The 11,262-nt window shown below is 50.2% G+C and carries 9 protein-coding genes and 1 riboswitch; of the genes, 2 read left to right on the forward strand and 7 right to left on the reverse strand.

Annotated elements, in window-relative coordinates:
• Nucleotides 1–144: 144 nt before the first annotated feature.
• On the forward strand, nucleotides 145–948 hold the full coding sequence (locus tag KNP94_RS04455) for an alpha/beta fold hydrolase (protein ID WP_088837159.1): 804 nt from the start codon (nucleotides 145–147) through the stop codon (nucleotides 946–948).
• 533 nt (nucleotides 949–1,481) lie between these two features.
• Here the strand turns inward: KNP94_RS04455 and KNP94_RS04460 are convergent.
• From KNP94_RS04460 to KNP94_RS04490, 7 genes are all read right to left on the reverse strand, one after another.
• Nucleotides 1,482–2,525 (reverse strand): NAD(P)/FAD-dependent oxidoreductase, encoded by a 1,044-nt coding sequence (locus tag KNP94_RS04460; protein ID WP_215115332.1) that lies wholly within the window; start codon nucleotides 2,523–2,525, stop codon nucleotides 1,482–1,484.
• A 77-nt stretch (nucleotides 2,526–2,602) separates the two neighbouring features.
• Nucleotides 2,603–3,328 (reverse strand): energy-coupling factor transporter transmembrane component T family protein, encoded by a 726-nt coding sequence (locus KNP94_RS04465; RefSeq protein WP_214801715.1) that lies wholly within the window; start codon nucleotides 3,326–3,328, stop codon nucleotides 2,603–2,605.
• Entirely contained in the window at nucleotides 3,294–4,859 is a 1,566-nt protein-coding gene (locus tag KNP94_RS04470; RefSeq protein WP_251132566.1) for an ABC transporter ATP-binding protein, read from the reverse strand. Before KNP94_RS04470 ends, KNP94_RS04465 begins: the two co-directional genes overlap by 35 nt.
• Nucleotides 4,856–5,434, reverse strand: a complete 579-nt coding sequence (locus tag KNP94_RS04475; protein ID WP_088837162.1) for an ECF transporter S component — start codon at nucleotides 5,432–5,434, stop codon at nucleotides 4,856–4,858. Before KNP94_RS04475 ends, KNP94_RS04470 begins: the two co-directional genes overlap by 4 nt.
• Before the next feature lie 99 nt (nucleotides 5,435–5,533).
• Nucleotides 5,534–5,632: riboswitch (TPP riboswitch) on the reverse strand.
• A 91-nt stretch (nucleotides 5,633–5,723) separates the two neighbouring features.
• Entirely contained in the window at nucleotides 5,724–6,362 is a 639-nt protein-coding gene (locus KNP94_RS04480) for a 50S ribosomal protein L25/general stress protein Ctc (protein ID WP_214771044.1), read from the reverse strand.
• 339 nt (nucleotides 6,363–6,701) lie between these two features.
• A complete protein-coding gene (locus tag KNP94_RS04485) occupies nucleotides 6,702–9,302 on the reverse strand; it encodes a DEAD/DEAH box helicase (protein ID WP_215115333.1) in 2,601 nt (866 codons plus the stop codon).
• Nucleotides 9,303–9,338: 36 nt separating this feature from the next.
• Nucleotides 9,339–10,379 (reverse strand): tyrosine-type recombinase/integrase, encoded by a 1,041-nt coding sequence (locus tag KNP94_RS04490; RefSeq protein ID WP_251132166.1) that lies wholly within the window; start codon nucleotides 10,377–10,379, stop codon nucleotides 9,339–9,341.
• A gap of 431 nt (nucleotides 10,380–10,810) precedes the next feature.
• Here KNP94_RS04490 and KNP94_RS04495 point away from each other — a divergent pair, with 431 nt between their 5' ends.
• The gene (locus KNP94_RS04495) at nucleotides 10,811–11,212 is read left to right on the forward strand and encodes a CoA-binding protein (RefSeq protein ID WP_088837166.1); all 402 of its coding nucleotides are present in this window, start codon (nucleotides 10,811–10,813) and stop codon (nucleotides 11,210–11,212) included.
• The last annotated feature ends 50 nt before the right edge of the window (nucleotides 11,213–11,262 follow it).

Below are 11,262 nucleotides of genomic sequence, written 5' to 3' on the forward strand. Positions count from 1 at the left end.
CCGTCGTTTTCTACTTATTTTACCATATATTTTTCCATATTTTATCTATTTTTCATTTCACTTTAACCTTAAGATGTTAATAATCTATCAGAACGGGTAATACTCAATCATCATGAATTTCACTACTACACGGGGGTTATTCAAATGGGTACATTCATTCAAGCAGTTGACGGAACTAAAATTTATGTCGAAGATGTCGGTTCAGGACAACCGGTCGTCATGTTACACGGATGGCCAGCGAATAACAACATGTTCGAATATCAAAAGAATGCCTTGCTCGACGCCGGCTACCGTTACATCGGAGTTGATTACCGCGGCTATGGCAAATCGGATGCTCCAGCCAGCGGATATGATTATGCAACGATGGCATCTGACATCGATCAAGTCATCACGCAGCTCGAACTGAAAGACGCAGCGTTACTCGGCTTTTCAATGGGGGGCGGGATTGCGTTACGCTATCTGCTCAACCACGGATCGAGCAAAATCTCGAAATTGATTCTTGCGGGTGCTGCAGCTCCGGTCTTCACGCAACGGGAAGGGTACCCGTACGGGATGACAAAAGACGAAGTCGATGACTTGATTGCCGATACGAGAAAAGACCGTCCGGCGATGCTTGAAGGATTCGGAAAAATCTTCTTTGAACAAGACCATTCAGAACCGCTGACACAATGGTTCCACAACTTAAGTGTCGCAGCCTCTTCTCACGGCACGATTTTATCGGCAATCGCCTTGCGCGACGAAGACTTACGGAATGAATTGCCGCAGATTGACGTCGAGACGTTAATCATTCATGGCAAAAAAGATAAAGTCTGTCCGTTTGAATTTGCGGAAGAGATGCAAAAAGGAATCCCGAACTCACGGATTGAACCATTTGAAGAGAGTGGGCACGGGACGGTACTCGATGAACGCGAAAAATTCAACGATACGTTACTTGCTTTCTTAAAATAATCAAAGACACGAAAAACAGCCATCGCAAGTATGCGATGGCTGTTAAAGCTGTAGCTAAACGGTTATGAAGCCTGAAAATGCTATATCGAGATGCGCTTTCCTGTCTCACCTCGTATTCAAAGCGGCAATCGTTCGCAGTTCTAAGCGATTCAAGACAGATTACGCTCTAAACCGTCTGCATATTTGGATTTATCTCACGGTATTCCCTAAAAAGCGTCACGTTTCGTTGACTCCTACGGGAAAAAGTGCGTTTTTAACGCACTTTCAGAGGCAGGCAAGACCCTGCTCGTTGTCCGTTAGGATCAAGGAGCAACGGCTTGCGCCTCGCCCGAGGAAAGTAACGAAAAAAGACGCTTGATTTCCTGATAGCACGTTGTCTACAGTCTGAAACAGCCATCGCAAGTATGTGATGGCTGTTTTTGTGTCTAGATTGAGGAATGAATACCTCTCTGTTTTAGGAGGTTCCACATGCAGACACCTTAGTGCACGTTCCGCCTTGAACCGAACACCCAGTTCATTCGAAATTCGAGTTCTTATGTTGTATAACTTTTGATGAACCGGCGATCGATCCATTGTTTCAAACGCCAGCTCAAATGATTCGTCTGATAGTGTCGTCCGTAAAGCAAGGTCCCTTGCTGATGTCCCATCGAAAGAATCGTCAAGTAACGCGCTTGCGGCCGGAACGTCCGCAAACGTTCCTGATTGATGAAACGAAGAAGGTTCTCATGCAAGACCGGTGCTTGCCGGACGGCGGTTACACCGTTCTTCGGTGTGTTCGGATATGCGGCGAGCGTCGCACAGTCGCCGACGGCAAACAGAGAAGGGTCCTCTAGCGACTGGAACGTCTCGTGGACGAGCAAAAATCCGCGGTCGTCACAATAGAGGCCGGATGCCTTGAACAGATCCAGTGCTGACGCGCCACCTAAAAACAGGACGGCATCCGCTTTGAATGATTGACCCGACTGGAGCCGGACGGTTTGCTCATCAAGAGAGAGGAACCGGTCGACGATGCGTGTCACGCCCAGCGTATCCAACCGGTCAAGGATGCTTGCTTCTGCCGGGTGTCCTGCGAGGAGCGGTTCATCATGGACGAGTGTGACCGAACAACCGTCCGATTGGAATGAGGCGGCCATCTCGATTGCAGCAGCACCGCTCCCGACGATGACGGGCGACGATGCCTCTTTAAACTGACGGAGCGCCTGATCGATTTGATAATTCGGCTTGATCGTGACGCGTGACGTCGCATCTGAGACATTCCAGTCATTCGAACCGATGTTACACGATACGACGTCGTAAGAAATGATTTCGCCTGACTGACAGAAAACTTGTTTCGTTTGCGGATCGATTCGCGTGACACGGTCCTCCATCAATGTCTTTCCGTGAAGAGAACAGAGTGCTTTGACATCGACCCGGGTCTCCTCGAGTCGATACGTGCCGTCCGCAAGACCGGAGAACATTCCTGAATAATACTGATAACGGGACGGGTTGATGACGATCCATTCAACATCCGGATGCGTTCCTTCCTTGATACATTCTAAATGGGCATGACCTGCCCCGACTAATACGATTCGTTTCAAACCTTCACCTACTTCTTTAAATTAACTGCTTCCGAAACTATGATTCCCTGAATCCGTCTGCGTTAATCTAATGAATGTCATAGGACAATCCGAAGCGAGCTCGCCACGAGACAAACGAGAGCAAAAAACACTTGATCGTGACGCGTCACGACCGGACGGACATAATACGTCCGCTCGGCCTGAAACCGACGCGCTTCCATCGCAATCGCGATTTGTTCCGAACGGATGATACTGTTCGTAAAAAGCGGTAAACTGATGGCGAAAAACGTCTGCCATGGCCAAATCGAGTGCTGTTGGCGGACACGCCGTGCTTGACGGATTGTTCTTATTTCCTGCTGGAAGATCGGAATAAAACGAATCCCTGCTAAAAAGCCGTATGCGAGACGGTCTGGAAGGCGGCACTGATGAATCAGGCTCATGACGAACCGGGTTTGGTCGGTCGTCGCGATGAACGTCAAACTGAGGAAGACGAAGGCGAGCATCCGCAGTGCGATCAACCAGGCGTGACCGATACTTTCTTCCGTGACGCGAAACCAACCGAATGACCAAACTTCCGTACTGCCTTTTCCGAAGGCTGCCATCATCCAAAATGTCAGCAAGAACAAGACGAGGTAGGGGGAGACCCGTTTGGCGAGCGTCAACAGTGACCAACCGGAGCAGCCCAATCCGACCGCAGCGAGTAAAAGTAAGGCTATCGTTTCGCGTAACGTCGGTGCCGCAATCAAGAGCACCATCACGTACAGGAGGGCACCGAGCTTGAGTGCCGGATTAATACGTGCGAGCGGGGAGTCGTTTTCCTGCACGACGTTTCACCTCCTCGAGTTGCTGATACAAATACGATAACGGACGAGAGAGTTGGTTATGCTCGAGTAACGTCTCGTCTTTAAACAAAGTGTCCGGTGTGCCGTCGAACTGAAGTCGCCCGTCACCAAGGACGAGGACCCGGTCGGCATACTGGTGGACCAGCTCCATGTCATGCGTCACCATGATCAGCGTCGTCCCGTTTAATCGCGCCTGCTCGAACATCTCGATGAGTTGACTTGTCGTCTCGGCATCTTGACCGAACGTCGGTTCATCGAGTAACAGGACGTCTTTTGGTTCTAACAACATCGTTGCGACGCTGAGCCGTCGCTTTTGACCCATGCTCAGGGCGAGGGGCGACTGACGGGCGACATGGGTTAACCGGTAGGATTGCAACGCCGTTTCAATCCGCTCCGGCGTCGGTGCATCCATGCTGATTACGAGCTCGTCTTCGACCGTCTGCTTGAGAAATTGGAGCTCTGGCTGTTGAAAGACGAATCCGACGTGTCGGTAATAGCTCCGACTTTTCCATGTCCGCAGTTCTTTTTCGAACAAGCGGACCGTACCGCCTTGCGCCGGAATCAATTTCGCCAGTGTTTCGAGCAACGTGCTTTTCCCGGCACCGTTCGATCCGACGACCATGATCCATTCTCCGGCGTGTGTTGCAAGCGACAGGTTATCGACAATCACTTGCTTACGCCGGCTAATCGCGGTGCGCGTCAGCGCGAACGTCGTGTCGTGCCGAACCGGAGGACGGATGTTATTCGTTTTTCGTAACCGCCCCGCCTGGGAAGAAGCGGGGGGCACGGTTTCCAGTTCATACGGGTAGAGGAGCGGTGTTGCAATGCCGCGTCGTTCGAGTTCAGCGCGATGCTGACCGAAGACATCAAGCGGCGGACCATCACGTAAAATCGTTCCGCCGTGATCGAAGACGAGCACCCGGTCACTGAACGTCACACAGCGGTCAAGCTGATGTTCAATCAGAACGAGCGTCAACGTCCGGTCGTGATGGAGTTCCTCAATCAGCTGCATCAAAACCCGATGTCCTGCCGGATCGAGTTGCGCCGTCGGTTCGTCAAGCAATAGAATATCCGGCTCAAGGGCTAGGACGCAGGCGAGGGCGAGTCGTTGTTTCATCCCTCCTGACAGTTGCATAATCGGTGTCGTCAGCGGCACATCAAGGCCGACATGTGCCAGTACGGCGTCAACCCGGTCATCCATCTGACTGCGGTCGACTGAGCGATTTTCAAGACTAAAGGCAACTTCCGCTCCGACGGTCTGCATGCAGAACTGGTCGTCCGGATTTTGAAAAAGGATTCCGACCGTCCCATTCGTTTTGCAGTGGCCGCTGACATCGGCTTCAATCGCGTCAGGTAATAAACCGGCGAGAACATGTAAAAACGTCGTTTTCCCACTGCCGCTCGGTCCGACGAGCAACGTCGTTTCCCCTTCGTGTAGCGTCACCGTCACCTTGTGCAGGACGTTGTCATGTTGCCCCGGATAGCGGACAGACAAGTCGTTACAATGAATCATGCTGCATCCGGCTTCCGCCGCTTACGCCCGATCGCATAACCGTTCAACGTCCCTGTCTTGACGAGCGCATCGACGATGACTTTCGCAAGTAATCCACCGAGCAATGCACCGCTGACGAGTTGAAGGGAAAACGTCAACAGAAGTGTCGTCGTCGTATAGTAGGCGAAACCATTGACGACAAGACTATAGACCATACTACCGATTGCGGCGAACATTCCGGATAGAACTAACGTCATTGTGTTGAACTTCCGGTATCCGAAGAGGGCAAAAGCGATTTCGGCACCGATTCCTTGAGCGAAACCAATCAATAAGGCCGATAATCCGAAGTGACTCCCCGTGAATAATTCGACAGCCGCGGCGACGACTTCTGCAATCAGTGCTGCCCCGGGCTTTTGAATGATGTAGGCGACAAGCGGACTCGCGATGACCCAAATCCCGAACATCCAGTTCGATCCGACCGGTCCGAAGATCGCGGAAATCGGTAACCACAATGTCGACCACCCTAAGTAGAGTACCCCGCAAGCAACCGACAACATCATCATGACAATGATTTCTTTCATTTTCCAACTGTTCATGTTCCTATCTCCCTTTGGCACAACCACCAGACAAACAAAAAGACCGCCCTCTATGAAAGAGAGCGGTCGCTGAATCTGCAAACATGCAGAAAAATTGAACGAATTACCGCTCCACTTTCCTACGCTAGTATGAACTAGATCAGGTTCAAAGGGTCCGAAGTGAATCGTCTCAGCCAATGGGCTCCCCTAGTGGATGTGCATATAATGTGTACGCTATTTACTGTACCGACTCTACTGACAGTTGTCAATACAGATAAAAAAACCCTCCGCGAGGGGAGGGTAAGAAAAATTATTCTTTTTCTTCCGTGTGTTCTTCAGTAGAAACCTCTTCTGTCGCTTCAGCTGATTCTTCAGCATCTGCTTCTTCGAGATCCGCTTCAAGTGTCGATTCGACGACGGCAACGACTTGAATGTCACCTTCCGTAACGATACGGTATTCTTTTTCTTCCGGTAAATCCGAAACCGATAGAGAATCACCGAGGTTAAGATTTGTCACATCGACTTCGACGCGTTCCGGTAATTTATCTGGTGTAGCTGCAACTGTTACTTTAAAGAGTGTTTGTGAAAGATATCCACCAAGTTTTGCACCAGCCGCTTCGCCGACGAGGACGATATCTGTTTCGACTTCTGTTTCTTCATCCATTTTAACAGCGATGAATTCAACGTGCTTGATTGTTGGTGTGAAGATATCCATATCGAGTTTATTGATCAGTGTGTTGACTTTTTTACCACCGATTTGAAGTGCAACAAGTGCATTCTCACCATGTTCGCGAACGACTTTGATCAATGCTTTTTCGTCAAAGGCAATCGGTGTACTTTCCACTTTGTAACCATACACAACACCAAGAGCTTTTCCTTCATGACGTAATTGCTTTCTAAGTGAGCGTGGGCGTACTTCGCGTTCTTCTACTTTTAATGTTACTGACATGTTCATTTCCCCCTTGAATTTGGTATAGCCCTCAAAAGGTAATGAAGAAAGGAGTGGAACGAATCGTTCCGGATCAAGACGGTGCATCGAATGCTATTTCAAATTGATTTCATAAAAATGAAGATCGAAGTGAGTGGTTAGCATTTCTCTCCCAGGTCATTACGCTGATATTGAGAAACATGTGGTTGTAAAAGCAACTCGCTGATGCGGTGCTATGATAGTTATACCCCCGTAACATTAAAAGCTAAACATCAACCGGCGAAAAAACGATAGCCAGAAACCTGTTCTCCCTAGAGCAGCAACGGTTTACATCCTATTAAGAAATCGGTGCCTTTCCTCTTATTCAAGCAATTGAACCATCTCATCGACCGATAACGCAAGTGACGCCGGTTGTTCAAGTATGTCCGTCACGAGTGTCGCTTTCCGTTCCTGCAGCTCGATGATTTTTTCTTCGATCGTGCCTTTCGTGATTAATTTAATGACTTCGACCGTCTGTGTTTGTCCCATCCGGTGTGCCCGGTCAGCCGCTTGCTGTTCGACAGCCGGATTCCACCAACTGTCATATAAGATGACAGTATCCGCCGTCGCCAGGTTCAGTCCGGTGCCGCCCGCCTTCAGTGAAATCAAAAACAGATCGACTTCGCCTGCATTAAAACGGTCGCAGCGTTCGAGACGCTCCGCAATCGGTGTATCCCCGCGCAGTTCGAAATGAGGGAGGTGCAACTCATGCAGGTCGTCCCGAATCAAATCGAGCATTTTTGTAAACTGTGAAAAAATTAAGATCCGTTTGCCTGCTGCCCGTTTTTCTTGAATCAAGGCGAGCAACCGGTCCCGTTTCGCCGACCGACCACGGTAGTTTTCGACGAACAACCGGGGATCGCAACAGATTTGCCGGAGCCGGGTCAATCCGGCGAGTAACTTCATCCGTTCTTCCGGTTTTGACTGATCGAGATGCTGTAACGTCTCGAGCTGTAACTTTGCCAAGTGGGCGGCATAGAGTTTTTTCTGTGCCGCCGTCAGTTCCGTGTACTGATGGACGACTTGTTTCGCCGGCAACTGTTGCAAAACATCTTTTTTCGTCCGGCGCAGCAAAAACGGTTCGACGAATTGTTGAACGTCCCGTGCTGACCAGTCGAGAAACCGTTGCCGGTCCGGCAAGAGTGCCGGGAAGACGACGTCAAAGATTGACCAGAGATCAAGCGTCTTGTTTTCGAGCGGCGTCCCCGTCAAGGCAAACCGCCGCGTCGCCCACAGTTGTTTTAAGCTGACCGTCGTCTGCGACCGTGGATTCTTCAGATGTTGTGCTTCATCAAAAAAGATACAATCGTAATGGATCGTTTGATGATTTTTGATGTCGAGCCGGAGCGACGGGTAGGAGATGATGAGAATGACGTCGTCCGGCAAGTCTTCGAGCTGTCGTAAGCGCGACGCACGACTCCCGCTGAGCACACGAACGGTGCGTGTCGGGGCAAAGCGGTGCAGCTCTGCTGCCCAGTTGTAGAGGAGTGACGCCGGGGCGACGATCAAGACACGTGAACTCGGGAGCGTTTCGATATAACCGATGGCTTGAATCGTTTTGCCGAGTCCCATCTCGTCCGCTAAGATGCCATGACAGTCGTGTGCCGCAAGACTCTTGAAGAAGCGGACGCCGTCTTGCTGATACGGCAAAAGTTGTGTCGCGAGCGGTTCCGGTAACGCCAGTCGCTCTGTTTTTCCGGCTTTCATCTCGAGCAATCGTTCCTTCAGTTGACTGTGGACCGTCAAGAAGGCAGCCGGGGTCAACAGGGCCAAGTTCGGCACGGCAGGAACGGTCAATTCCGCTTCAAGTAACGTCTGTTCCGTCGCTTCGACTTCCTGTAACAGTCGTTTGATTTGCGTGAAGGCACGGTCTTCAAGCGACAGCAATTGTCCTGAACGTAAACGGTGGTACGTCTTTTGCGTCACGAGTGACGCAAGGACCGCCGACAGTTCTTGTTCTGAAATCCCGTCCATCGAAAACTTGAATGTCAACCAATCGAGTCGCTTCGTCACATTGACTTCAATTTTCGGATGGAATGGACCGGGGAGCAATGCCGTTTTGATACTCGCCGTCGCGTATAACTCGAGTTGACCGAGGGCAACCATCGGGTCAAGTAAACCTTTTAAGACAACGTAGTGATTACTTTCTCCTTCTACTACATAACGGGCTTGATCCGCGCGGAGTCCTGTCGCTTTCAAGTAACGCGTCACCGCCCGCTCCGTCGATAAGTCACGCCCGATCCAGCGTGTCGGAGTCAACGGGTTGACGGTTTTGCCGTCGTAATCAAACGTGACGACGACTTCCAGCCGGGTATTGATCCGGTCGAGAGCCAGTTTGACGCGAGGGGACCCGCTGACGAGTCGGCCCCGGACAGCGGCACTCATCCAGATGTCCGCCCGTTCCCGTAACCAGTCGCGGTCGTTCAGTAAACGGTCGAAGTAGGGCAGGGACAAGAGATAACTGCGTTGTGTCGTCAGGCTTTCGAGTGCAACCCCGCCGTCGCGGACGTCAAACCGGAGCTGCGCTTTATTTTCGCGCGTCAATGCCGCAAGATAGGTTGCAGCTGAGGCATCTTCAATTGTCGGTTGCGCTGAAAACGGTGTGATGGCCGGACGATTCGGTCCGGGCGTCCCGTAGGCTTGAATTTGTTGTAAGGCTAACAGCACCGCGACGATATGCCCGCAAAACGAGGCATCCATGGCGAGTGAGGGACAGTTGCATCCGGCGTCAACACCCGTTTCCCGGAGGTGGACGTGGACATGAAAACGTGTTTCACCGGCAACTTCCGCCTCGACGAATACATCACCCGGTGTGTAGTTGCGTAAGGTCACTTTTTTTGCCGTCACATACCGTTTTCCGCGGCGAAAGGCATAGGTATCTGACATTTGTTTGATTTTTCGTTCACTTAATCCAAAATTCATCTGTGGTCTCCTTTACTATAAGGTGACATAATACTATTATCGTTCACCATCAAATAATTCAATCGCCCGTTTTTTCTCCTGATCGCCGATATGGGCATAGACTTGAGTCGTCGCGACGGACTCGTGCCCAAGGAGTTGCTGAATCGTCAAGACATCGACGCCGCCTGTCGCGAGACGCGTCGCAAACGTATGCCGTAACTTGTGCGGTGTGATTTGTTTTCGTTCCAAAAACGGTAAGACCGATCGTAACCGATCGGTATGCCGCTTTAATATATGTTGGACCGCCCGCGGGCTGAGCGGTTTCCCTTGTTTTTCGAATACAGCATCTTTCCCACGCATCGACAACTGATAGTGCGCGGCATACTTTCTGAGGGCGACGCGTGCCGGTTGCGCAAGTGGGATGACCCGCTCCTTGTTGCCTTTACCAATCACCCGAATCGTCCCTTCATGAAAATCGAGATCGTTCCACGTCAATTGTGTCATCTCGCTGAGACGCATCCCGCTATAGCCGAGTAGCTGGAACAACGTCACGTCACGGACGCGGTCACGCTCATAATGGGCCGCCTCCCGCGGATTCATCTCAATGTTCGACGGCAGCAATTGAATCAATTCATCCCATTCACGTTTCGTTAAGTAGACCGGATCACGTTTTGCCTGTTTCGGACGGTTGATTTTTGCGACCGGGTTTTCCGACAGGACGCCGATGTCGATCAAATGGCGAAATAACGATTGTAACGCCGACAACTTCCGGTTGATGACACTCGGGGCATTGCCCTTCGTCAAGGCTAAGTATTCGGCGTAAGCCGCAATTCCCGCGCCGTCAATCTCAAGAAATGCCTCTTGCGTGATATCAATCGCCCGGACATCTTGACCTGACGCTGCAGCGACAAAACTAAAAAACGAATCAAAGTCATACACATACCGACGCATCGTTGCTTTTGAGAAATTTTTTGAAGCTAAGTGGTCGATGTAATCGCGAATAAATTCCGGCATTCGGTGATAGCCTGGTAGATCAACAGTATGGGCTGGAATTTGGACGGTTTTAACGGTTTTTCCTAGATTTTTAAATAAACTCATCAGTCTATTCCCCCTCTGACCTTACTATACCAAACGTTGGTAGACGGCACACTAGTTTGCGTGAAATAGTTATTTCACGCAATGTTAAATTGTCAGACAGGGAGCCCTCAGTTGCATCGACTTTCCGACTCACGGGCGACTGGTCAACTCGATGCAAATCAACGAAAGGTGTAATTCCTTACATCAAAGAGAACAATAATTATATTATGTCACCTTGACAGAACGAATTCAGAAAAATATTCTTGAAAACCAATTTCGCTCTCAGTTGCATCGAACATGACTTCGACAGGTGGTTGGTCGTCTCATTTTCGTACAGAACGTTTTTCGTTTTTTCTCGAAATTGTCGCGAACTTTTAGAAACACGGCTTAACCGAAAGTGATTCGGGTATAGACAAGAAGATTGACTCAATTACGTATAGGGGGAGAAATGAATGATTTCTGATCAACAAGCACGCCAATTACTAAAAGAAGCGAAACGGATTGCCGTCGTCGGGATTTCAAGTGATTCCGGGAAAACTGCGAACTGGATCGCCGATTACCTTGTGCAGCACGGGTACGAGGTCGTTCCCGTCAATCCGACGCTTGACGAATGGAACGGATTAAAAGTTTATCCGACGGTCGATAGCATCCCGGGTCATATCGATATCGTCGACGTGTTCCGTCGCTCCGAGTTTTTAGCGGACGCTGCAAAAGAAGCGGTTGCCCATGGCGACGTAGGGATGATTTGGAACCAGCTCGGTCTGTCGAGCGTCGAAGCGGAAAGTTTAGCGCTCGGGGCAGGAATCCCGTATATCGAAAATCGATGCATCAAAATCGAACACCAATACTTATGATTTCGGATCAAATTAAGACACTTACTCAAGCGCGAGTGAGTGTCTTTTTT

It is taken from the genome of Exiguobacterium sp. s80 (genome assembly GCF_018618725.1).
GTDB lineage: Bacteria > Bacillota > Bacilli > Exiguobacteriales > Exiguobacteriaceae > Exiguobacterium_A > Exiguobacterium_A oxidotolerans.